This window comes from Paraburkholderia sp. BL25I1N1 (assembly GCF_003002025.1).
Taxonomy (GTDB): Bacteria; Pseudomonadota; Gammaproteobacteria; order Burkholderiales; family Burkholderiaceae; genus Paraburkholderia.
Map to the genome: position 1 here is coordinate 189,901 of NZ_PVZB01000011.1, position 23,091 is coordinate 212,991.

18 protein-coding genes and 1 pseudogene are annotated in these 23,091 nt (G+C 60.5%); 15 read left to right on the plus strand and 4 right to left on the minus strand.

Going from position 1 to position 23,091, the window contains the following annotated elements; genetic code table 11:
• Positions 1 to 342 precede the first annotated feature (342 nt).
• The 3 genes from B0G73_RS18220 to B0G73_RS18230 all read left to right on the plus strand — a co-directional run bounded on the left by B0G73_RS18220 (position 343) and on the right by B0G73_RS18230 (position 3,321).
• Entirely contained in the window at positions 343 to 1,365 is a 1,023-nt protein-coding gene (locus tag B0G73_RS18220) for an SGNH/GDSL hydrolase family protein (protein ID WP_106282706.1), read from the plus strand.
• 176 nt (positions 1,366 to 1,541) lie between these two features.
• Positions 1,542 to 2,258 (plus strand): glutathione S-transferase C-terminal domain-containing protein, encoded by a 717-nt coding sequence (locus B0G73_RS18225; protein WP_106282707.1) that lies wholly within the window; start codon positions 1,542 to 1,544, stop codon positions 2,256 to 2,258.
• A gap of 103 nt (positions 2,259 to 2,361) precedes the next feature.
• Complete coding sequence (locus B0G73_RS18230) at positions 2,362 to 3,321, plus strand: alpha/beta fold hydrolase (protein ID WP_258193355.1); 960 nt, start codon at positions 2,362 to 2,364, stop codon at positions 3,319 to 3,321.
• A 64-nt stretch (positions 3,322 to 3,385) separates the two neighbouring features.
• Here the strand turns inward: B0G73_RS18230 and B0G73_RS18235 are convergent, their stop codons facing one another.
• Positions 3,386 to 5,284, minus strand: coding sequence for a S9 family peptidase (locus B0G73_RS18235; RefSeq protein WP_106282708.1), 1,899 nt, complete (start codon positions 5,282 to 5,284; stop codon positions 3,386 to 3,388).
• 360 nt (positions 5,285 to 5,644) lie between these two features.
• Here B0G73_RS18235 and B0G73_RS18240 point away from each other — a divergent pair, with 360 nt between their 5' ends.
• The 6 genes from B0G73_RS18240 to B0G73_RS18265 all read left to right on the plus strand — a co-directional run bounded on the left by B0G73_RS18240 (position 5,645) and on the right by B0G73_RS18265 (position 11,651).
• Positions 5,645 to 6,751 carry an ABC transporter ATP-binding protein gene (locus B0G73_RS18240; RefSeq protein ID WP_106282709.1) on the plus strand — a complete coding sequence of 369 codons (1,107 nt, stop codon included), beginning with the start codon at positions 5,645 to 5,647 and terminating at the stop codon, positions 6,749 to 6,751.
• A complete protein-coding gene (locus B0G73_RS18245; RefSeq protein ID WP_106282710.1) occupies positions 6,738 to 7,826 on the plus strand; it encodes an ABC transporter ATP-binding protein in 1,089 nt (362 codons plus the stop codon). The genes B0G73_RS18240 and B0G73_RS18245 overlap by 14 nt, the downstream gene beginning before the upstream one ends.
• A complete protein-coding gene (locus tag B0G73_RS18250) occupies positions 7,823 to 8,719 on the plus strand; it encodes a carbohydrate ABC transporter permease (protein WP_106282711.1) in 897 nt (298 codons plus the stop codon). The genes B0G73_RS18245 and B0G73_RS18250 overlap by 4 nt, the downstream gene beginning before the upstream one ends.
• Positions 8,709 to 9,518 carry a carbohydrate ABC transporter permease gene (locus tag B0G73_RS18255; RefSeq protein WP_106282712.1) on the plus strand — a complete coding sequence of 270 codons (810 nt, stop codon included), beginning with the start codon at positions 8,709 to 8,711 and terminating at the stop codon, positions 9,516 to 9,518. Before B0G73_RS18250 ends, B0G73_RS18255 begins: the two co-directional genes overlap by 11 nt.
• Positions 9,518 to 9,799, plus strand: a complete 282-nt coding sequence (locus tag B0G73_RS18260; protein ID WP_106282713.1) for a DUF2160 domain-containing protein — start codon at positions 9,518 to 9,520, stop codon at positions 9,797 to 9,799. Before B0G73_RS18255 ends, B0G73_RS18260 begins: the two co-directional genes overlap by 1 nt.
• A gap of 109 nt (positions 9,800 to 9,908) precedes the next feature.
• Positions 9,909 to 11,651: an ABC transporter substrate-binding protein gene (locus B0G73_RS18265; protein WP_106282714.1), complete on the plus strand. Its 1,743-nt coding sequence runs from the start codon at positions 9,909 to 9,911 to the stop codon at positions 11,649 to 11,651.
• Between the two features lie 87 nt (positions 11,652 to 11,738).
• Here the strand turns inward: B0G73_RS18265 and B0G73_RS18270 are convergent, their stop codons facing one another.
• A complete protein-coding gene (locus tag B0G73_RS18270; RefSeq protein WP_106282715.1) occupies positions 11,739 to 12,281 on the minus strand; it encodes a cytochrome b in 543 nt (180 codons plus the stop codon).
• Positions 12,278 to 13,339, minus strand: a complete 1,062-nt coding sequence (locus tag B0G73_RS18275) for a catalase family peroxidase (RefSeq protein ID WP_106282716.1) — start codon at positions 13,337 to 13,339, stop codon at positions 12,278 to 12,280. Before B0G73_RS18275 ends, B0G73_RS18270 begins: the two co-directional genes overlap by 4 nt.
• Before the next feature lie 379 nt (positions 13,340 to 13,718).
• Between B0G73_RS18275 and B0G73_RS18280 the strand changes: the two genes are divergently transcribed.
• Positions 13,719 to 14,513: an ABC transporter substrate-binding protein gene (locus B0G73_RS18280; protein ID WP_106282717.1), complete on the plus strand. Its 795-nt coding sequence runs from the start codon at positions 13,719 to 13,721 to the stop codon at positions 14,511 to 14,513.
• Positions 14,510 to 17,626, plus strand: a complete 3,117-nt coding sequence (locus B0G73_RS18285; RefSeq protein WP_106282718.1) for an EAL domain-containing protein — start codon at positions 14,510 to 14,512, stop codon at positions 17,624 to 17,626. The genes B0G73_RS18280 and B0G73_RS18285 overlap by 4 nt, the downstream gene beginning before the upstream one ends.
• Positions 17,627 to 17,738: 112 nt before the next feature.
• Here B0G73_RS18285 and B0G73_RS18290 read toward each other — a convergent pair whose 3' ends face one another.
• Positions 17,739 to 18,059, minus strand: coding sequence for a pyrimidine/purine nucleoside phosphorylase (locus B0G73_RS18290; protein ID WP_106282719.1), 321 nt, complete (start codon positions 18,057 to 18,059; stop codon positions 17,739 to 17,741).
• Between the two features lie 601 nt (positions 18,060 to 18,660).
• Here B0G73_RS18290 and B0G73_RS18300 point away from each other — a divergent pair.
• The 4 genes and pseudogenes from B0G73_RS18300 to B0G73_RS41250 all read left to right on the plus strand — a co-directional run.
• Positions 18,661 to 20,586, plus strand: coding sequence for a potassium transporter Kup (locus tag B0G73_RS18300; protein WP_106282721.1), 1,926 nt, complete (start codon positions 18,661 to 18,663; stop codon positions 20,584 to 20,586).
• 206 nt (positions 20,587 to 20,792) lie between these two features.
• Positions 20,793 to 22,253, plus strand: coding sequence for an amino acid permease (locus B0G73_RS18305; protein WP_106282722.1), 1,461 nt, complete (start codon positions 20,793 to 20,795; stop codon positions 22,251 to 22,253).
• Between the two features lie 165 nt (positions 22,254 to 22,418).
• Positions 22,419 to 22,568, plus strand: coding sequence for a hypothetical protein (locus B0G73_RS40530; protein WP_181196579.1), 150 nt, complete (start codon positions 22,419 to 22,421; stop codon positions 22,566 to 22,568).
• 116 nt (positions 22,569 to 22,684) lie between these two features.
• Positions 22,685 to 22,954: pseudogene (locus B0G73_RS41250) on the plus strand (IS5/IS1182 family transposase); the annotation flags it as partial.
• Between the last annotated feature and the right edge of the window lie 137 nt (positions 22,955 to 23,091).

Consider the following 23,091-nt stretch of genomic DNA (forward strand, 5'->3'; position numbering starts at 1 on the left):
CGATCCACTTGATTTCTATTTCGGATCCGTTTTGCGTGTAGTAAGAGCGCGTGTTTCGAAGTGAATGCGTGATTCTACGCAGGCGAAATGCGCCCGACACGCTATGAGGGGCGTGCCGCAACTGGCCGCCGGATTGATACGGAATCCTTCGATTGACGGCGGCCATATGCGCTGCAATGCCTCGCGTCGCTCGCCATTCTCGACAGTGCGCATGACGTCACAGCAGCGTCATCCGCGATAGCGCACGCTTATTGCTTGAAGAGTGTGCTTATCGGGAGAGCGCGACCGGCGATAAAGCCGCAATGTCGCAACGGCTCTCGGGCCAGCCAGGGAGACGTTGCGATGCGAGGAATAAATGACACGGTACGCGCTGCAATTTTTGCAGTAGCGCTGTCACTACTTACCGCGTGCGGCGGCCACGGTGGCGACTCAAATAACAGCGGTAGCCCCGCCACACCGGCCGGCGGCATTAATCTGCAAATCGTCTCGTTCGGCGACAGCCTTTCCGACGTCGGAACCTACGCGCCGCTTGCAAGCGCGGTTGGCGGCGGCCGTTTCACGACGAATCCCGGGCAGGTGTGGACGCAGGATGTCGCGCAGTATTACGGCGACACGCTAAAGGCTGCCTATACGATCGACGTCACGCATAAACTGAGTGCGCAAGGCGGCCTCGGCTATGCGGAAGGCGGTGCCACCGTAGCGACCCCGGCCAATCAGTCCAATTTTCTGACCGCGGTGATCGGCAACGTCGAGATGCCGGTCAATCAGCAGGTGTCCAGCTATCTCTCGGCACATGGCAGTTTCAACGCCAATCAACTGGTGCTCGTCTGGGCCGGCGCGAACGACGTGCTTCGCGCCGGGCAGTTGCCGGCCGCGGCGCCGACCGTGCAGACGGCGGCGAATACCCTGGCTCAGGTCATCGGGCAGATCGTCCAGAACGGCGGCGCGCACGTCGTGGTGGTCAATCTTCCAAACGTCGGGCTCTCGCCGACCGGCCTTGCCTCATCCGATGGCGGGGCTAACCTGAGCCAGCTATCGCAATTGTTTAACGATACGCTGAACACCGCGTTGCAGACCGCAGGTGTGCAGGCAAAAGTCATTCAGGTCGATGCCTATACGTGGCTGAACGGAATCATCACCAACTTTCAGGCCAATGGCTTTGCCGTGTCGAACACCGGCCAGGCCTGCGACCCCAAGAAGACGCCCGATAACACGGCCCTGCTGTGCTCGCCGCCAACCTACGTGACCAGTAACGCGGACCAGACGTACATGTTTGCCGACGACCTTCATCCGACCACGCGTCTGCATTCACTGTTTGCCCAGTTCGTCGAGCAGCAAATCGCCAGGAGCGGTCTGGGGCACTGAGAGACTGCGTACAGCGCGTGGGGAAAAACCGTTTATGCCGATGTACCGTCATCGCACGCCAATCACATGACGGTCGACCGGGAGTCGAGTAAGCTTGAGCGCATCGCATCCGCTCACTTCCGCACTCCGCAGTAGCGACTCTTCGCAGAGTGACGGCCCCTGGCGAGGAGCGCCTCATGCTGACGCTTTATTCCTATCCCGACCTGTTTGGCGTCGCCGACAACAATCCTTTCGGTCTCAAGGTATTCGCGTTCATGCGTCTCTGCGGGATGGACTTCGAGCATCGGCACATCCTCGATACGAGCCTCGCGCCGCGCGGACAGTTGCCATATCTGGTCGATGGAGAAGAAACGATCGGCGATAGCGACGGGATCATCGCCCATTTGAAGCGTCGGTACGACCTACGCATTGACCACGCGCTTTCGCCGGGACAATTGAATCTCGACTTCCTGGTCCGAAGGACGCTCGACGACCTGTACTGGCCGATGAGCTTTTCACGCTGGCGCGACGACCGCTTCTGGCCGTCTTTCCGCGACGCCATTCTCGCCGCACACGCAGACGTGAGCGCCAGCGACCTCGAAGCCGCGCGCGAATACAACCGGTTGCGCTATCACTACCAAGGCATTGGCCGCTATGAGCCGGAGCAGGTCTATGCGAGAGGTATCGACGATTTGCGTGTCGTGGCGGATCTGCTCGGCAATAACGGATTTGTTTTCGGGCCCGAGCCGACAACCGTCGACGCGGCGATCTACGGCTTTGTCGCCAACATCTATTTCTACCGGATCGACACGCCGTTGAAGCAGTACGTGCTCTCGCGTCCGGCGCTGGTTCGCCATTGCGAGGCCATTCATGAGCGGGTTAACATCGAGGCGCGCGCACGCTTATCCCCTTGAGGCGAGCGAATAGGCAACTCGGCAAAATGATCCATCAGGGTTACCTGATTCACCGGAGCCGGGCGTTGCTCGTCACGCTAAACTGAATCTCATGGAGCCGACCTTGCACGAACTTCGCCTCGAGACGCTTCAAGTCGGCGCATTGCGCATGCGTGTGGCCACCCAGGGCAGCGGCCCGCTCGTGCTGCTATGTCATGGCTTTCCGGAGTCCTGGTACTCCTGGCGACATCACTTGGCGGCGCTCGCCGCCGCGGGCTTTCGCGCCGTCGCACCCGATATGCGCGGCTATGGCGGCACCGATGCACCGCCCGACGCGGACTCGTACACGATGCTGCATCTCGTCGGCGATATGGTCGAACTCGTCAACGTGCTCGGTGAAAGCGAGGCTGTGATCGTCGGCCACGATTGGGGCGCGCCGGTTGCCTGGAACTCGGCGATGTTGCGGCCCGATCTGTTCCGTGCCGTTGTCGGCATGAGCGTGCCGTTTCATCCGCCTGCACGGGAGGATTTGCTTACTGCACTGGATCGGCAAGGAATACGAACATTCTATATGCAGTACTTTCAGACGCCCGGTGTAGCCGAGCGCGAGTTCGAGGCCGACCCCGAAGCCGCGATCCGGCGCATCACCTTCAGCATGTCGGGCGATGGGCCCGAACGCGTCGTCGCCGGAATATTGGCACCCGGCGCAGGTTTTCTCGACAGCACGCTCGACCCCGAGACGCTGCCAGCCTGGCTCACCAGCGAAGAGATCGCCTATGTGGCGGGCGAGTTCGCGCGCACGGGTTTCAGAGGCGGACTCAACTGGTATCGCGGTATTCGACGCTCGTCGGAACTCATGGCCGCGTGGCGAGGGGCCGTGATCCGGCAGCCTTCGATGTTCGTGGCCGGCGCGAGAGACGACGTTCTCAAATTTCCGGGCTCGCGGGCGCGTATCGAGAATCTGGCACGCGTGCTACCCGGATTGCGTGGCTGCCATATTCTCGACGGCGCGGGTCATTGGATTCAGCGCGAACGCTCGACCGAAGTAAGCGACTTGCTAGTGGCGTTCCTGAGAGGACTGTAAATTGGCACGGCGGGCCGACGCGGGTATGCGCCGACCGCCGTCCCATGCGGAATCTGTCGGCCCGCTACGCCGCTGAACGGCCGCCTAGATGTTGCGCGAGAAAGACCTCCATCGCCTCGTAGAATTCGAACTGGTTTTCTTCGTTGTGGAAGCCGTGTCCTTCGTTGTCTTTGAGCATGTACTTGACGTCGATCCCACGTTCACGCAGGGCGTTCACGATCTGGTCGCTTTCGGCTTGCTTGACTCGCGGATCGTTGGCGCCTTGCGCGACGAATAACGGCGTCACGATTCGATCCACGAAGAATAGCGGCGACGCATCGTGCAGCGCCTGCTTGCCCGTTTCGGTTTGCGGGTTGCCGATCATCTCGTACATCATGTCGAGCATCGGCTTCCAATACGGCGGCAGCGATTCGAGCAACGTGAACAGATTCGAAACACCGACATAGTCGACCGCTGCCGCATAGCGCGTGGGAGTGAATGCGACACCGGCGAGCACCGCGTAGCCTCCGTAGCTCGCGCCGTAGATGCCCACGCGCGCTGGGTCGGCCAGACCTTGCGCGACGAGCCAGTCGATACCATCGTCGATGTCGTCCTGCATCGACTTGCCCCACTGACCGAAGCTCGCCTCCCAGAACGCGCGTCCATAGCCCGTCGATCCGCGGAAGTTCAACTGCAAGACGGCGTACCCGCGATTGGCGAGCAGTTGCACTTCGGGGTTAAATCCCCACGAATCGCGCGCCCAAGGTCCGCCGTGCGGATTGACGATCAACGGGAGCGGGCGCTCCGGCTTTTGCCCGAGTGCGACGCTCGCAGGCAACGTCAGATAGCCGTTGATCCGCAACCCGTCGCGCGCGACGAAGCTGATCGGTTCCATTCGCGCCATGTCCGCGGCGTCGAGCCAGGGCATCAGATCACATAGCCGGGACAGATGACGGCTGGCGATATCGTATGTCCAGATCGAGCCCGGCGACAGGTCGCTCGAAGCGTGGACGATCGCGCGCGACTCGTCGCGCGTGATGCTCGTGATCGCGATCTCCTGGCCGGGCAACTGACGAGCCAGATCTTCGTGGATCGAACGCGCCCACTCGTCGAAGAAGTGCCGATGCAAACGGTCATCCACATACCACGCGGCGGTCAATACGCGCCGATGTTGCGAAAAGGTCATGCCGCCCACGTCCACATGTTCGGTTTCGAACAGCAGCTCGCCCTCCTGCGCGGTTTGCGGGTCGAACTCGAAGATGGCCGTCTTGTCCCGGCCTCGATTGGAGAGCACGTACAAGCGCTGATCGTCGAAGGTAAAGAACAGCGGCGACACCGTTTCGCGAAAGTCGGCCGTGAGAATCGGGCGGAACGGTTCGGTTTCGGTATCGCGGTAGAGCAAGGTCGTGTTGACGCCGTCCGAGGCCGTCGCGACGCGCAGGTTCCCAGCGTGATCGGTCATCCAGCCCAGGATGTTGCCGGGGTTTTCAGCGATCGGAGTGAAGGCGCCCGTGACGACGTCGACGCGAAACACGTCGAACACCTGCGGGTCGCGCCGGTTCATCTGAATCAGGATATGGCGGTCGTCGTCTCTGAGATCGTCGACGATGCTCGCCTTGACGCCGTCGAACGGCGTCAGGTCGACCGGTTCGCCGCCATGGATCGGCACGGACAACACGTGATAGTTTTCGTCGCCGCCAAAGTCCTTGACGAACAGTATGCGGTCGTTTCCTTTCCAGGTATGGCCCGGCACGTCGCGTTCGGTTTCGTTGGTCAAAGCCCGCGCGTCCCCTGACGGTGAGCCGTCGGGGCCGACTTCCTGAACGAAGATATTCTGGCGGCCCGCGTGCCGGGTCAAGAACGAGAGATGCCGGCCATCCGGCGAGATCGTGAACTGGTGTTTTTCGGGCCTGCGGAAAAAGTCGCGTACCGAGTAGAGCTTGACGGTCCGGTCAGCGGCTTCTTTATCGTTGACAGCACTCATGCGGTCCTCCTCAAAAGCCCCATTTGACCACGTGCGTCAAACCTGCGTCCTATCCGCGCGGCGCGAGCAGGCTATTCGTCGGTCGGATTGCCATTCTGTTACGCTGACAACCAGATTACGATTGACGCAAAGTAAAACCCTCAACGAAAGCAATCGTTATCAATGTGGTAAGCGTCAATGAACTTCGTTGTCGACCGATTGTATGGTTAACACCAATTTAAACGTAAACGAACAAAAAGGAACATCGAACCCGTTGTTTTGATTTCCTTTCAGAAAAAAGGGGTGCGCTCGCCGTCCGCCCCAAGTTGGACCAGAAGGCACCCGCGGTACCGGAGACGCACTAGAACAAAGGAGAGCGATTTGGTCTTGGAACTGGAGCGGGTGACGGTCGTTTCGGGCGCCCACACGGACCTGTACGGCGTCGATCTGCGGCTTGTCCCCGGCGCGATCAACGTGCTGCTCGGACCGACGCAAGCCGGCAAGACCACCCTGATGCGCGTGATGGCCGGACTCGACCGCCCGGCTTCCGGCCGGGTGCTGGCCGACGGCAACGACGTGACCGGCGTCAGCGTGAGGCAACGCAACCTCGCGATGGTCTACCAGCAGTTCATCAACTATCCCGCCATGACGGTGTTCGACAACATTGCGTCGCCGCTGCAGCTGCAAAAGACGCCCGCCGACGAAGTCAAGCGGCGCGTCCACGAAGTCGCCGCCAAACTCCATATCGATCACCTGCTGCAACGGCGTCCGGGCGAACTGTCCGGCGGCCAGCAGCAGCGTTGCGCGCTGGCGCGGGCGCTGGTCAAGCGCTCGTCGCTGGTACTGCTGGACGAACCGCTCGTCAATCTCGACTACAAGCTGCGCGAGGAATTGCGCGTGGAACTGGCGACGCTGTTCGCGGACGGCAAAACCACCGTCGTCTACGCGACGACCGAACCGCTTGAAGCGCTGCTGCTCGGCGGCTATACGGCGATCGTCGACAAGGGGCGCGTGCTGCAGCACGGACCTACGCTCGATGTGTACAACGCGCCGGCCAACATCGACGTCGCGGCCGTCTTCAACGACCCGCCGATGAACATGCTCGCCAGCAATCTCACCGCCGACGGCAGCGCGCGCCTGCCAATCGGTATCGACGTGCCGCTCGGGCGGGCCAGCGTGCGGGCTGTCAGCGCAAACGAAACGGTCCGCATCGGCGTCCGTCCCGGCCATCTGCGACTCGCGCCGCGAACGCCGCGCTCCGTTGCCGTGCCGTGCCGGCTCGAACTGGCCGAACTGAGCGGCTCTGAAACCTACTTGCATCTGCATACGCGGCAAGGCGGCATCGATCTGGTGGCGCAACTGCAAGGCGTGCATCAGATCGATCTGGGTACTGAACTCGACGTATACATCGACCCCGACGAACTGTTCGTGTTCGGCGCGGACACGACGCTGGTGTCTGGCCCGGAGGCCGCTCATGGCGCGCATTGAGTTCCAGAATCTCGCGCATGCGTATGCACCCAACCCGGCCACGCTCGACGACTACGCGTTGCAACCAATGAGCATGGTCTGGGAAGACGGCGGCGCATATGCGTTGCTCGGGCCGTCCGGTTGCGGCAAGTCCACGCTGCTCAACATTGTGTCCGGTCTGGTGACGCCCTCGGAGGGCAAGGTGTTGTTCGACGGCAGCGACATCACGGCGCAGAGCCCGCGCGAGCGCAACATTGCGCAAGTGTTCCAGTTCCCGGTGATCTACGACACGATGAGCGTGTTCGACAACCTCGCGTTCCCGCTGCGCAACCGGAAAATGTCGGCATATGACGTGAAACAGCGTGTTCACGAAGTCGCGGAAATTCTCGACATGACGCGTGAATTGCCGCGCAAGGCGAACAATCTGTCGGCGGATGCGAAGCAGAAAATCTCGCTTGGGCGCGGCCTCGTGCGCAAGGACGTTGCCGCGATCCTGTTCGATGAACCCTTAACCGTTATCGATCCGCATATGAAGTGGATCCTGCGTCGTCAGTTGAAAAAGATTCATCAGCAACTGAAGCTGACGTTGATCTACGTGACGCACGATCAGGTCGAGGCGCTGACTTTCGCGGATGAAGTCGTCGTGATGACGAACGGCCGCGTCGTGCAGAAAGGCGATCCGGGCGCGCTGTTTTTGCGGCCCGATCATGCGTTTGTCGGCTATTTCATCGGCAGTCCGGGGATGAATCTCTGTCCGATCGAACTGAACGCCGACGGCATCAGGATCGGCACGCAACACTTGCAACTCGACCCGCCTACGCTCGATACGCTGAGGCACGCCAACGGCAGGTTGACGCTCGGCATTCGCCCAGAGTTCGTGCGCCTCGCGAGCGACAGTGAAGCCGGCGCGGTGAAAGCGCACCTGCTGCGTGTGCAGCAACTCGGCAACTACCAACTGGTTACGGCGCAGTGCGATGGCCACGTCTTCAGGGCGAAGGTCGAACCGCATCTGCGTGTCGATGAAGGGGCGGTGTGGTTGAAGCTCGCCACGGCGGAAACCGTATTCTTCAGCAACGACGAAAGGATCACGCGATGAGCAAGCCCGTCAATCAGAAGGCGTGGCTGCTGGTCGTGCCGGTGTTCATCTGCGTCGCGTTTTCCGCCATCTTGCCGCTCATGACGGTGGTCAATTACTCGGTGCAGGACATTATCAGCCCGACGCAACATGTGTTCGTCGGCACCGAGTGGTTTCGCGCCATCATCAACGACGCCGACCTGCGCGGCGCGCTCGGACGGCAGATCATCTTCTCCGCCTGCGTGCTGCTGTTCGAGATTCCGCTCGGCGTCGGTCTTGCACTCGCAATGCCCGCGTCCGGCTGGCGTGCGTCGGCTTCGCTGGTGGTGCTGGCTATGCCGCTGCTGATTCCATGGAATGTGGTCGGTACGATCTGGCAGATTTTCGGGCGTCCGGATATCGGTCTGCTCGGTTATGCACTTAATCACGCGGGCGTCGAATACAACTACACGGCCAGTCCCGCCGCCGCGTGGATCACGGTGCTTGTGATGGACATCTGGCATTGGACACCGCTCGTCGCGCTGCTCTGCTATGCCGGCTTGCGCGCGATTCCCGACGCGTTCTATCAGGCCGCAGAAATCGACGGCGCCAGCCGCTTCGCCGTGTTCCGTTATATCGAGCTGCCGAAGATGCGCGGCGTGTTGATGATCGCCGTGCTGCTGCGCTTCATGGACAGCTTCATGATCTACACCGAGCCGTTCGTGCTGACAGGCGGCGGCCCCGGCGATTCGACCACGTTCCTGTCGCAGTACCTGACGCAGAAAGCGGTCGGCCAATTCGACCTCGGCCCGGCAGCGGCGTTTTCGCTGATCTACTTCCTGATCATCCTGTTGCTGTGTTTCATTCTGTACAACTGGATGGAGCGCGTGGGCAAAGGCGGCCCTGCAACGCTGGGAGACGACCATGCGCAATAACCGCTGGATGCGCGTGGTCGTGCTGACGTTGTACATCCTGTTCGCGTTGATTCCGCTCTACTGGATGCTGTCGATCTCGCTGCGCACGAACGAGGAGACGATGTCCGCGTTCGCGATCTGGCCGCATCACGTGACCTTCGACAACTACAAGGTCATCTTCACCGACCCGTCCTGGTACTGGGGCTATATCAATTCGATCATCTACGTGCTGATGAATACGGTGATGTCCGTGCTGGTTGCGCTGCCTGCCGCGTACGCGTTCTCGCGCTATCGCTTTCTCGGCGACAAGCACATGTTCTTCTGGCTGCTCACCAACCGGATGACGCCGCCCGCCGTGTTCCTGCTGCCGTTCTTCCAGCTGTATTCGAGCGTGGGCTTGATGGACACGTATATCGCGGTCGCGCTCGCGCACATGCTGTTCAACGTGCCGCTGGCGGTGTGGATTCTCGAAGGCTTTATGTCGGGCGTGCCGCGTGAAATCGACGAAACCGCCTATATCGACGGTTATACGTTCCCGGCATTCTTCATCAAGATTTTCCTGCCGCTGATCAAGTCGGGCGTAGGCGTGACCGCGTTCTTCTGCTTCATGTTCAGCTGGGTCGAACTGCTGCTCGCGCGTACGCTCACCACCGTCAACGCCAAGCCGATTGCCGCCGTGATGACGCGCACGGTATCGGCGGCGGGGATGGATTGGGGCGTGCTGTCGGCGGCGGGCGTGCTGACCATCGTGCCCGGCGCGCTCGTCATCTATTTCGTGCGGAACTACATCGCAAAGGGCTTTGCGATGGGGAGAGTCTGATGCTCACGTGGATGTATTGGACACCGGAAGTGGCGATCTTCTTCGGCTGCATCGTGGTGATGCTGGCGGGCATGACCGTGTGGGAAATTCGCTCGCCCACCGCCGAACGCAAAGGCTTCCTGCCGATCGGCACCACGCGTGGCGACCGGCTTTTTATCGGCCTGCTGATTGCGGCGTACATCAATCTTGCGTGGGTCGGCATCAGCGCGGAACGCGCGAGCGCATGGCCCGGTTTTGCGGCGTCGATGCTCGTGCTGCTGATCGTCATGTGGAAAGGATGAACAGCATTGCGTCCTGAAGGTTTGCGTATCTGGACAGACCGGTTCCGTTGATGCCCCCGGGCGGACCTCGGCAGTTGATCCAAGGGGTGCGGAGACACAGGAGAAAGCCATGCAACAGAGGAGACGAATCGTCACGCTCGCCGTGGCAGGCGTCATCGCGACTGGCTTCACGAGCCACGCGTCGATTGCCGGCACGCCCGAAGCGCAGAAGTGGGTCGATAGCGAGTTCCAGCCCAGCACGCTATCGAAGCAGCAGCAGATGGACGAGATGAAGTGGTTCATCGATACCGCTGCGACGCTGAAATCGGCAGGCGTCAAAGAAGTGCACGTGGTGTCCGAAACACTCGACACGCACATGTACGAATCGAAAACGCTCGCCAAGGCGTTCACCGAAATCACGGGCATTTCAGTCAAGCACGACATCATCCAGGAAGGCGACGTCGTCGAGAAACTGCAGACCTCGATGCAATCCGGCCAGAGCATATACGACGGCTGGATTTCCGACTCCGACCTGATCGGCACGCATTATCGCTATGGCGTGATCATGCCGCTATCCGACTATATGACCGGCGAAGGCAAGAAATATACGAACCCTGGTCTCGACATCAAAGACTTTATCGGCACGAGTTTCACGACCGCGCCGGACAAGAAGCTCTATCAGTTGCCCGACCAGCAGTTCGCGAATCTTTACTGGTTCCGCGCCGACTGGTTTGCGCGCAAGGATCTGCAGGACAAGTTCAAGGCGAAATACGGCTACGAGCTGGGCGTGCCGGTGAACTGGTCCGCGTATGAGGACATCGCCGAATTTTTCACGAACGACGTCAAGAATATCGACGGTGAAAAGGTCTATGGGCACATGGACTACGGCAAGAAAGACCCGTCGTTGGGATGGCGCTTTACCGATGCATGGCTTTCGATGGCGGGCGAAGCCGACAAGGGCATTCCGAACGGCATGCCGGTCGACGAATGGGGCGTGCGCGTCACGCCGGACGGTTGCCATGCGGTGGGTGCGTCGGTCTCGCGCGGCGGCGGCACGAATAGTCCGGCCGCGGTGTTCGCGACCACCAAATACATCGACTGGCTGAAGAAGTTCGCACCGCCCGAAGCCTCGGGCATGACCTTCAACGAAGCGGGGCCGGTGCCGGCGCAAGGCAAGATCGCCCAGCAGATCTTCTGGTACAGCGCGTTCACTGCATCGATGCTGAAACCCGGCAACGTGACCAACGCGGACGGCACGCCGAAGTGGCGGATGGCGCCATCGCCGCACGGTCCGTACTGGAAGGACGGCATGCAGAACGGCTATCAGGACGTCGGTTCGTGGACCTTCTTCAAGTCGACGCCGCCGAATCAACGCGCTGCCGCGTGGTTATACGCGCAGTTCGTCACGTCCAAGACCGTCTCGCTGAAGAAGTCGATTACCGGTCTCACGTTCATTCGCGATTCGGATATTCATAGCGATTACTTCACGAAAAACGCGGACAAGTATGGCGGGTTGATCGAGTTCTATCGAAGCCCGGCTCGTGTCGCGTGGACGCCGACTGGCAACAACGTACCCGATTATCCGAAGATGGCGCAACTGTGGTGGAAGAACGTCGCGACAGCCGTCGCCGGTGAGAAGACGCCGCAAGCCGCGATGGACAATCTGGCGAAAGAAATGGACCAGGTACTCGGGCGGTTGCAGCGCGCGGGGATGAAGGTCTGCGCGCCGGAATTGAATCCGGAAAGCGCACCGGACAAATGGTTGTCGGATCAGCACGCACCGTGGAAGAAGCTGGCGAACGAGAAGCCGAAAGGCGAAACGGTCAAGTACGACCAGTTGCTGACTGCGTGGAAGCAGGGGAAGGTGCGGTAAGCGTGGCGATGCGGTAACTCAGTAGAGTTTGACGCGGGCGGCCTGTGCAGGTCGCCCGCTTTGCTTCAATCGCGGGAGGCGCATGCCTCACCGCCTCGACCAGGACGCCATCGCCTCGAACACACCGTCACGTCTCACTAGCGCGTGCAGCAGCGCCGCCGCCAGGTGAAGCACGATCAGCGCGAAGAAACATAGCGCGAGTGTTCTATGCGCGTTCCACAGCAGCGTGTGCAAACCGTTGCTATGCGGCAGGATGGACGGCAAATGTATTCCGAACACCACGACAGGATAGTCCGCCGCCGACAGCATGCCCCAGCCGATTAGCGGCAGCCCGATCATCAATAGATAGAACGCGAGATGCGACAGGCGGGCGGCGAGTTTCATCGGTTCCGGCATCGACGCCGGCAGCGGCGGCGCGCCGCGCGTCAACCTTACTACCAGGCGAATCAGCGCCAGCACGAGAATCACGATACCCAGCGGCTTGTGAATCGACACCAGCGAAAGATAATCCGGGCGGACGGTGGACACCATCCCGACGCCGATGAACAGCATTGCCAGAATGCAGATCGCCATGAGCCAGTGAAGCGCGCGTTGCAGCGGTGTGAAGCGGGTGTGGATCGGGGTCGTCATGGCGTGGCTCCTCCCGCCGGATGGCGCGGATAGTCCTTATCCTCGGCGGTCCGCCGGTTGAACGAGACAGAATAGGCGGCTGAGCGCGCGGCCGGAAACGGGTCGTCCGAGACGTGCATGCCGGACGGCAGGACCGTGGGATCGAAGTTGAGATCGCGACACGGACCGTCGGCCTCGGGCTCGATCGCGTTGACCACCAGCGTGCCTGCCTCCACCTTGCGTCGGTCTTCCGGCCAGGCTTTGCTGGGGTCGGCGGTCGGGTCGCCCGGGTTGGCGGCGGTGATGACCAGCGTCCAGCGTTGCGGAGCGCTCTGCACCCGCTGCGTAATATCCGCGGCGAGGAAGTCGGCGCCTTTCGCCTTCAACTGGTCGGCGGACACAGCCTCGGGCTGTGCTGCCGGTACGAAGGACCAGCGCACGGGCTGCTCCTGTCCCTGGGCATTCGTGAAGATGAAGCTATTGAGGCTGTTGTAGCGGTCTTGCGCGTACGAGGCCGTCCACGGCGCGCTGCCGGCCCAGCCGACGAACGTGCCGAACTCCGGGTGCGCGGCGACAAAATTCTTCATCGCGTCCGGATCGCTCGTGTTGGCCGACGCCTGAAGTAGGGCGTAGAACGCTTGCGGCGTGGCGACCGGGAAGAAGGGCGCGTCGATCATCGCCGTGCGCCATTCGCTTCCATCCGGTCCGACGATGCGCAGGCTGAGGCCTCGCACCCTGACCGTGGCATCCGGCGCTTTGGGGTCGGCCGTAGCGAGGTTGAAACGTCCTGTGACCGGATACGATCCAGGCGCGAACATCGGCGCCTTGGAGAGGGCCGTGGCTCCGCCGTTCGATTCGAAAGTGCCCGTAAAGCAGACGCCCTTGGCATGATTGCGCCGGAAGCCGAGTGCCGCGCCGCCCGGCGGCGCGAGACCGTTGACGATCTTTGCCGGCGTGAGACGCCCTGGCGAGAGCCAGCCGGCCGTATAGGCGAAGGCCGCGACCAGCGCGGCCACGACCACGGCAATCAGCACCAGCGAACGGACGGCGGAGGCATTGGAAGTCGGTCTGTCGGCCATCGATCTCTCCCGATCAATGATTCGGCTGAGTAAAAATCTAGCAGGGTGGGAAGAATAGTGCCATTGGTTGATGAATTGTGCTTACTCGATCAAAGAAGGCGTCTGATCGTGGAAGTTCTCCAAATGGACAGAATCCGCTTCCGCGCAAAAAAATAACAACCGCCGTCTCAAGAACTGCAGCCCGTTGCCGATATTGCGTGAAGAGTGCTTTCGGTTGGATGTTCCGCTGGCACTACGGACAGGTGTATGCTGGCCAGTCCGTAAAAAAATGGCATCTCGTTGGCCGCATTCAAAATGACCCAATAGCAGGATCTCGCCGGGGCCATCGTCGGGAAAACTGAATGTGGTACTCAAGTCATCTTCGTACGACGGAGACACTGTGATTCGACATTGCCTCGGGGGTTTGTTGCTGGCGCTAAGCTGCGTGGGCAGCGCCATGGCCGCGGGTCCGGAATGTTCGCGTTCGTTTACGCTCGCTTTACACGATCACGGCCTGCTCTATTCCGTCGACACAGATACTGGGATTGACAAGGACTTCGCCGACGAACTGATTCGCCGCAGCGGTTGCCAGATCAGAGTCAGCCTGATGTCGCGAGCCCGGATCTGGAAGCTGATTGAATCCGGCGCTCTGGATTTCAGCCTGTCGGGCATTGCCAACGACGAGCGTAATGAGTACGCGGATTTCGCCTGGTACTTCAGCAACAAGTACTATCTGCTGGTGCGCAAGGACGCTGGAATTCATCGGCTGGCCGACTTCGAACACAACGATCAGTTTCAGCTCGGCGTTATCCGCAGCTTCCGCTATAGCGACTCGGCAAACCGGCTGGTCGACAAGCTCTCCGCCGAAAATCGTGTCAGCCAGGCCGGCGGTCTGGATCCGCTGTATCAGGCGCTGATTCTGCGGCGCATTCAAGGCATGATCATCGAGCCTTTCGATTACCCTGCAATCGATGAAAAGAAAATCCGCGACGTCACCACCATCGTGGAATTCGACGACCCCGCCGTCCGTCACGGCCTCATCATGTCGAAGAAGGCACTCTCGCCCGCCGAGCGGGAAAAGTGGCGCGCGCTGGTGAATGAGATGCGCGCGGACGGCACCGTGCGGCGCATCTTCGAGAAGTACTTTAAACCCGACCTTGCCGATTCGATGGTCGATTTCAAGACGCAGCCGTGAACTGGGCACGCCTCGTCCTGCTTCCGTTTCTGGTCCTGTCCGCCGCGCTCAGCGTGACCTGGATGCTATGGGACCATGAGCGGCAATCCGCGCGTCATGAACTGCTGTCCCAGTTCAACTATTCGCTGGGCGACGCCGTCAGCCGCATCGAGCAGCGCATGGGCACGTACGAGCTCTTGCTACGCGGCGTGCAGAGCCTGGTCGCCGCGACGGGCGAGATCGACCGCGGCCGGTTTCGTGACTACGTCGGCACGCTCAATCTCGACGCCAACTTCTCCGGCATCCAGGCGATCGGCATCGTCGCGTGGGTGCCGGCGACGCAAAAGCTCGAGCATATAACGGCCATGCGCCGGCAGGGCGTGCCCGACTACGCGATCGAGCCCGAAGGCGCGCGCGAGAATTACGCGCCCATCATCCAGCGCGAGCCGTTCATCGGCATCAATCGCGCGGCGCCCGGCTTCGATGCATGGGCGGACCCGGTCCGGCGGCGCGCCCTGGAGCAGGCGCGCGACTCCGGCATGGCGACCCTTTCCGGCAAAGTCCGCCTCTCGGTGGATTCCGGCGGCAATACTCGCCCCGGATTCGTCATGTACCTGCCGATCTATGCACGAGGCCAGCCGCAAGACAGCGTCGCCCAGCGCCGCGCGCACCTGGTCGGCTGGGTGTTCGCGTCGTTCCGCATGCACGATGTCATCGCCAGCCTGTACGGCGAGCAGCCGCCCGGTCTCACCATCGCTATCTACGACGGCGTCGAAATGTCGGCCGCCGCGCTGTTGCACAAGACGCCCGAGGCGCCCGGTCATCGTCGGCCTACGGACATGTCGGCCTATGAATATCTGGTTGTCGGCGGACATGACTGGACGCTCTCGATGAGCGCCCACGACGACTTCAAGGCCCGCTTCGGCCGCAACGCCGCGCTCCTTATCGCCAGCACCGGCACGGGCCTCAGCCTGTTGCTGGCGCTGCTCACCTGGCTGATGATGACCGGCCGCGGCCGGGCGATGCGGCTTGCCTCGGCAATGACAAAGGAATTGCGCGAGAACGAAGAGAAATTCCGCGCGATCGCCGACTGTACGGTCAACTGGGAAATCTGGTGGGGACCCGACGGCAAGCCGCGCTGGATCAACTCGGCGGTGCAGGCGTACATCGGCTATACGGTCGACGAGTGCATGGCCTTACCGGATTTTGCCGGCACCGTGATTTATCCCGAGGACATTCCCCGCGTGGCGCCTGAATTCCAGAAGGCGCTACAGGGTTTGCGCGGCAATGACCTTGAGTTTCGTTGTGTTCGCAAGGACGGCTCGCTGATGTGGCTGTCCGCGTCCTGGGTTCCCATTACCGATTCCAAGGGCGAGTTCATCGGCTTTCGCATGAGCGGCCGCGACATTACCGAGCGCAAACAGGTCGAGGCTGAACTGCGCATTGCCGCTGTCGCATTCGACTCGATGGAACCGATGATGATCACCGACGCGAACGCCACCATTCTGCGCGTGAATTCGGCCTTCACCGAATGTACCGGCTATACGGCCGAGGAGATCGTCGGCCAGACACCGCGCGTGCTTCGATCCGGCCGCCACGACGACGCATTCTTCGAGGAGATGCGGGAAGCGATTCACAGTGCGGGCGGATGGCAAGGAGAAGTCTGGGACCGCCGCAAGAACGGCGAGGTGTACCCGAAATGGCTCACGATCTCCGCCGTGATGAGCGACGACGGCACCGTCAGCCATTATGTCGCCACGCATCACGACATTACCGAGCGCAAGATCGCGGAAGAGAGAATCAAGGAATTGGCTTTCTTCGATGCGCTGACCCGGTTGCCCAATCGCACGCTACTGCTGGACCGCCTGAGGCAGGCGATCACGGCCAGCGCCCGCAACGAAGCATGCGGCGCGCTGCTGTTCATCGACCTGGATCACTTCAAGACGTTGAACGATACCTTGGGCCACGACAAAGGCGATCTGCTGCTGCAGCAAGTGGCGCGGCGTCTGGCAGATAGCGTGCTCGAAAGCGACACCGTGGCGCGAGTGGGCGGCGACGAGTTCGTGGTGGTGCTCGGCAATCTGCACAAGAACCGGCAGGAGGCGGCCAATCAGACGGAGGCCGTGGGCGAAAGAATCCTCGCTGTTCTGGGCAGTCCGTACCAGCTTGGCGAGATCGAGTACCGCACGAGTGCGAGCATTGGCGCCACCGTGTTCAGAGGACATCAGGCGTCGATCGACGAACTTCTCAAGCAGGCCGACCTCGCGATGTACAAGTCCAAGGAACGGGGACGCAATGCCGTGCGTTTCTTCGATCCCGACATGCAGACCGTCGTGGTGCAGCGAGCCGCGCTGGAAGCGGGCTTGCGCAACGCCATCGAGGACAAACAGTTCCTGCTCCACTACCAGGCGCAGGTTGTGGGCACGCGAGTGACAGGCGCGGAAGCGCTGGTGCGCTGGCAGCATCCGCAGCGCAGTATCGTACCGCCTGCCGAGTTCATTCCGCTCGCGGAAGAGACCGGACTAATCCTTGCGCTGGGGAGCTGGGTGCTGGAGGCCGCTTGCGCGCAACTGGCGCAATGGGCAACGCGGCCCGACATGGCGCATCTCACGATCGCGGTCAATGTCAGCGTCCAGCAGTTCCGCGAAGCCGATTTCGTGGACAACGTATTGACGATTATCGCTCGCACCGGCGCGCGGCCTGACAGGCTGAAACTGGAACTGACGGAAAGTGTGCTGGTCGACAACGTGCAGGACATCATTGAGAAGATGAGCGCGCTGAAAGCGAAAGGCATTGTCTTTGCGCTCGACGATTTTGGCATCGGCTATTCGTCGCTGTCCTACCTGAAGCGGCTGCCTTTGGATCAGTTGAAAATTGACCGCTCATTCGTGCGCGACGTCCTAGTCGATCCGAACGACGCCGTGATTGCCAGAACTATCGTGGCGCTTGCGCGCAGCCTCGGTTTGGGTGTGATTGCCGAAGGCGTCGAAACCGAGGCTCAGCGGGATTTCCTCGCTGCGGCGGGATGCTACGCGTATCAGGGCTATTATTTCTGCCGCCCGCTTCCTATCGAGGATTTTGAGGCGCTCTTGAACAATGTCGAAACACGTCGGTGCGTGGCTGAGCGAACGTGAGACGAGCGCCGTTGATCGCAACCGAATCTTCAATCCGTGCTTGTCTCTTCGCCGGTTGGGCGGTGGCGCGTGCCCAACCGGCGATTGTCGACGTCGCGCGACGCGACACGTTTTACAGATAGCTGCAGACGTAGTCGAGTGTTTCGATCACGTCGATATCGAAGCGGCTTTTCCCGGGCACCGAGAACGACTCGCCCGCACCGTACGTCTTCCACTCGTCACTGCCTTCGAGGCGGATGCGGCATTGACCGGCCTGTACTTCCATGAGTTCCGGCGCGTCGGTGCCGAAGTTGAGCGCGCCCGGCAGGATCACGCCAAGCGTTTTGCGCGTGCCGTCGGCGAACAGAACCGTGTGCGAGACGCACTTGCCGTCGAAATAGACGTTGGCTCGTTTAACAATGGAAACCTGATCGAATTGCGTTGTTGCCGTCATGCCAATCTTCCTCTGGGTTGTCGTGAATGGATGCGTTTGCGTGGACTCTGGCCGGACGTTCAGGTCGACGCGGACCCGCCATCATACAGGCGGTCGGCGGCGTCATACGCGGAGTGAACCTAAAGAAATGGAGATCCGCGGGCCTGCCCGCCACATGACCGATCACACGGCCGAGCATCGCACCGATCGTGACCATTGCCATGGTCGTCGCGATACGCGTGGCAAAGCAGGGCAGCGCCTGCTCGCGCCTCGCATGTCTGCCCAAGAAATAAATCTGTCACTACTTCACGTATCAGTAGCGTGGCAAACGGCCGATGGTATATGTTGAATTAGTGGCACACCGTCGTTCAGGAAAAGAGACAGATCGCGCTAGCAAAAGGCAGATACGCGAAACATCAGAACATTATGAATGCGCGTCAGGCGTTAGGGATTGCAACGCGTGTTTCTCGTACGAAAGTTGCTTCCGCGAGGCGGACTGTTGCGTGCGACGCAGGCGACTCCTCGAAAAAAACGAGGCCTGATAAAAGCAGGAATCGGTTCCGCACGTGCACCGGCCCAATCCATATGTTGCACTGCGAGAACACGAAACTGGGAGCGAGACATGAGCCAGTCAGTATCCACCGCGGCCGATGCGGGCAATTCCGGCGGGCGCGAGCATCACCGCCCGGCGACGCCTGCACTCGCGCTGGCAGCGTTGGGTGTGGTGTATGGCGACATCGGCACCAGTCCGCTTTATACGTTGCAGACGGTGTTCGATCCGGCCAGCGGGCTGTCGCTCAACGCGCTGAATGTGGTGGGCATTGTGTCGCTGATCGTCTGGTCGCTGATCATTGTCGTCTCGCTCAAATACGTCACGTTGATTCTTCGCGCGAACAATCACGGTGAGGGCGGGATTATGGCGCTGCTGGCGCTGGCCGCGTCGTCTGTCGCCGCGCGGCCGCGCTTGCGCCATGCGTTGCTGGGCATCGGCATCATGGGCGCGGCGCTCTTTTACGGTGACAGTGTGATTACGCCCGCGATCTCGGTGCTGAGCGCGGTCGAAGGTCTCGAAGTGGCCGCACCGTTCCTCAAGACCTGTGTGATACCCGTGACGCTGGTTGCGCTGGTCACGCTGTTCCTGATGCAGAAACGCGGCACGGCCGGTATCGGCATCGTGTTCGGACCGGTGATGGTGCTCTGGTTCATCGTGCTTGCGGTGGTGGGCGTCGTCAACATGATGCGGGCGCCGGCGATTCTTTTCGCGCTCAATCCGCTCACGGGGCTGGCGTTCTGTCTGCATCATCGGTGGCTCGCGTTCGTTGCTTTGGGCGCGGTCGTTCTGTCGTTGACCGGCGCGGAAGCGCTGTATGCCGACATGGGACATTTCGGCGCGAAGCCGATCCGGCTGACGTGGTTCGGCCTCGTGTTTCCTGCACTCGCGCTGAACTATCTGGGGCAGGGCGCGTTGCTGCTTGCCGATCCGGGCGCGTTGCAAAATCCGTTCTACAAACTGTTTCCGCAATGGGCGCTGTATCCGATGATCGTGCTCGCGACGGTTGCGACCGTGATCGCGTCGCAAGCCGTTATCTCGGGCACGTATTCGATGACCAAGCAAGCGATGCAACTCGGCTTTCTGCCGCGCATGAACGTTGTCTACACATCGGAAAGGGAGATGGGGCAAATCTACGTGCCAGGCATCAACTGGACATTATTGGCTGCAGTCGTGGCCGCTGTCCTAGGCTTTGGTTCATCCACGGCGCTCGGTTCCGCGTACGGTATCGCCGTGACCGGCACGATGCTGATCACAACCATTCTGACGTTCTTCGTCATTCGCTATGCGTGGCATTACAACTGGCTGCTGTGCGTGGTCGCGACCGGTTTCTTCTTCGTGATCGACGCGGCATTCTTCTCCGCGAATCTGCTGAAGTTCATGGAAGGCGGCTGGTTCCCGCTTCTGGTCGGGCTGATTATCTACACGATCATGGCAACCTGGGGACGAGGCTGGGAGATGATGCGTGCCGAAGCGCGCGTAAGAGCCGGGACGACGCCGCTCAAGCCTTATCTGGCGACGCTGCTGAAGGAATCGCCGATTCGCTGCGGTGGCACGGCGATCTTTCTTTCGCCGGATCCCGATGGTGTGCCGCATTCGCTGATCAACAATCTGATGCATAACCGCGTGCTGCACAAACGCGTCGTCTTCGTGACGGTCGACAACGAGGAGATACCGTGGGTGCCTGCCAGCGAGCGTGTGAGCGTGCGTTCCCTCGATTCGGAATGCTACCAGGTCACGATTACGTATGGCTTCATGGATGAAGTCGATCTACCGCGCGCACTCGAAGTTTGCAAGGCTTACGGGCTGGCATTCGAGCCGGCCGAGACTTCCTACTTCCTGAGCCGTGCGACTCTCGTGCCGACTCGTGATAGCGGCATGGCGATGTGGCGAGAGCGCTTGTTCTCGGTCATGTTGCATAACGTGGGTAACGTCGCGGCTTATCTGAAGCTGCCGGCCAATCGAGTGATCGAGTTGGGGGCACGGGTGGAGATTTGAGGATTACCTAAGAACGCGAGCAAAGTTTTGACCGTGGGCGAGGCAGAATCAAATATTCACTTTGCTTTTTATTCGGACTACACTGAATTTTCCATTCCCCTTACCTTACCGCTAGTTTTCAGTAACAGATGTTTTTGTCGTGATCCGCGAGCCGAAGCAAGCCGGGTCGGCGCGTGCCCAACACCATTCGAACGGGACGACTCATCATGGCTGATACGAGCTACATGGCACGGAAATCCGTCGCCGATATTGTAGGAAGCGCCGACGCGGAAGAAGGCCACTCACTATCGAAAACACTCGGCGCCACCAGTATCACGGCGATGGGTATCGGCGCCATCATCGGCGCCGGCATCTTCGTTCTGACGGGCACCGCCGCAGCGCAATTCGCCGGCCCGAGCATCGTCTTGTCGTTCGTGCTCGGGGGCATTGCATGCGCGTTCGTCGGCCTCTGTTATTCGGAACTGGCGGCAATGTTGCCGGTATGCGGCAGCAGTTACACGTACACGTATGCCACGCTGGGTGAAATATTCGCGTGGATCATCGGCTGGGACTTGATCCTCGAATACGCAATGGGCGCCGCCACGGTCGCGGTCGGATGGTCCGGTTATATCGTGAGCTTGCTGCATAACGTAGGGATCAATATTCCGCCCGTTCTCGCCACTGCACCCGGCACCGTCATCAAGCTGGCCGATGGCACCACCGCGACAGGCGTCGTCAATCTGCCCGCGATAGTGATCATCGCCATTCTTACCATCATGCTCGTGCTCGGTACGAAGGAATCGGCGCGGCTCAATAACATCATGGTGGCAGTCAAGCTGGTCGTGGTGGTGGCTTTTATCGCCCTCGGCCTGTTTTTCATCAAGCCGGCGAACTGGCATCCGTTTATTCCCGCGAATACCGGCGAGTTCGGCAACTTCGGCATGAGCGGGATTCTGCGCGGCTCGGCCGTGGTGTTCTTTGCGTTTATCGGCTTCGATGCGGTTTCCACCGCGGCGCAGGAGGCGAGAAGACCGCAGCGGGACATGCCGATCGGCATCCTCGGGTCGCTGATCATTTGCACAATTTTGTACATACTCGTTGCAGGCGTGCTCACTGGGCTCGTGCCTTACGCTGAACTGAATGTTCCTGATCCGATCGCCAAGGGGGTGGATGCCATCGGCATGAACTGGTTCTCCATTCTGATCAAGATCGGTGCGCTGACAGGATTGACCACGGTGATTCTCGTGCTGCTGTACGGGCAGAGTCGAATTTTCTTCACGATGTCGACGGATGGTTTGCTGCCGCCTCTTTTCGCGCGAGTTCATCCGCGTCTTCAGACGCCTCATTTGAGCCAGATTCTGATTGGCTCGGTTGTTGCGATCGTGGCGGCGCTTACGCCGATTAGCGTACTGGGAGAGATGGTTAGTATCGGCACTTTGTTCGCGTTCATTCTTGTGTGCGGCGCGGTGATTTATTTGCGGCGCAGCGACTCGGATGCGTCACGTCCTTTCAGGGTTCCTGGGGTGCCGATCGTGCCGATCCTGGGGATTCTGTTTTGCCTGCTGCTCATGGCTGGGCTGCCGCTTGTTACGTGGGTGCGGCTTGTTGTGTGGCTCGTGATCGGCATGACTATTTACATGTCTTATGGCCGGAATCATTCGAGGTTGCGTTATCCGGAGCGGCATTGAGTGAGCGTGACGCCGGTTTGGCGCTACGGCGAGTATTTCTCACATAGCGATGAAAAATGCTCGTTTGGTGGTCGAGGTCTGTCTTCGTAAACTGGGAGTGTGAGGTGTAGTCGCGGTGATGTTGTAGGGCGCTGCGGCTGCCCCCGGTTTATGAGGAGGTTCATCGTGGATATGACCTTGTTTGAGATCCCGGCTGTGGTGGTTGTTTTGGGTATTGTGGGTGTTGTAGTGGTCAGGGCGTTTGCTTCGTCGCGGGTGGATGGTATTGATGTTTTTATGCGGCGGCATATGCCGGACGAGCGGGAGAGGCAGTAGACCGAGTTTGCATTTGCTCGCAACCGATAGATGTTCGGTTCCGCGAGTCCATGCGGCCGTTGCTTAGTCACGTGGATCACACCCGCTAAGCAAGCAGCGGCGTACTTCCTTCACAGCCGACCGGCGACGCCATTCCGCCGATGCGCGTCTGCGCGGACATCCACTGCAACGCCCGCGCGTGATCCACGCCGATCGCGGCGACAACTCAAGCGGCATCGGCGGATATTGTGTAATTGCGGCATCAAGCCGATGATGGCCAGGCACCGTCCCACACATGGCAGCGGCCGTCGCAAATATCGATGGTTTGTCGAACGCACGCCCGCCTGGTTGCATCACTTCTCGCGCTTCCGCATTCATCTCGGGCGCGTGCTGACATTCACGGAGCCTCCTCAAACTCGTCGATTGTTGCCGTTCGGACAACACGCTGAGCACATTCGCGACGCTACTGGCATTCACCCCCGCTGACTAGAATCAGTTTCACGGTCGTGTCTAAACGCGAGCAACACGCAGCGCGCGGTATTCA

Excerpts from the sequence above, each read along its gene's own strand:
- B0G73_RS18220 (WP_106282706.1), top strand. The coding sequence starts at position 343 with ATGCGAGGAATAAATGACACGGTACGCGCTGCAATTTTTGCAGTAGCG.
- B0G73_RS18250 (WP_106282711.1), top strand. The coding sequence starts at position 7,823 with ATGAGCAAGCCCGTCAATCAGAAGGCGTGGCTGCTGGTCGTGCCGGTG.
- B0G73_RS18245 (WP_106282710.1), top strand. The coding sequence starts at position 6,738 with ATGGCGCGCATTGAGTTCCAGAATCTCGCGCATGCGTATGCACCCAAC.
- B0G73_RS18225 (WP_106282707.1), top strand. The coding sequence starts at position 1,542 with ATGCTGACGCTTTATTCCTATCCCGACCTGTTTGGCGTCGCCGACAAC.
- B0G73_RS18290 (WP_106282719.1), bottom strand. The coding sequence starts at position 18,059 with ATGACGGCAACAACGCAATTCGATCAGGTTTCCATTGTTAAACGAGCC.
- B0G73_RS18265 (WP_106282714.1), top strand. The coding sequence starts at position 9,909 with ATGCAACAGAGGAGACGAATCGTCACGCTCGCCGTGGCAGGCGTCATC.
- B0G73_RS18270 (WP_106282715.1), bottom strand. The coding sequence starts at position 12,281 with ATGACGACCCCGATCCACACCCGCTTCACACCGCTGCAACGCGCGCTT.
- B0G73_RS18255 (WP_106282712.1), top strand. The coding sequence starts at position 8,709 with ATGCGCAATAACCGCTGGATGCGCGTGGTCGTGCTGACGTTGTACATC.
- B0G73_RS18235 (WP_106282708.1), bottom strand. The coding sequence starts at position 5,284 with ATGAGTGCTGTCAACGATAAAGAAGCCGCTGACCGGACCGTCAAGCTC.
- B0G73_RS18275 (WP_106282716.1), bottom strand. The coding sequence starts at position 13,339 with ATGGCCGACAGACCGACTTCCAATGCCTCCGCCGTCCGTTCGCTGGTG.
- B0G73_RS18305 (WP_106282722.1), top strand. The coding sequence starts at position 20,793 with ATGGCTGATACGAGCTACATGGCACGGAAATCCGTCGCCGATATTGTA.
- B0G73_RS18300 (WP_106282721.1), top strand. The coding sequence starts at position 18,661 with ATGAGCCAGTCAGTATCCACCGCGGCCGATGCGGGCAATTCCGGCGGG.
- B0G73_RS18260 (WP_106282713.1), top strand. The coding sequence starts at position 9,518 with ATGCTCACGTGGATGTATTGGACACCGGAAGTGGCGATCTTCTTCGGC.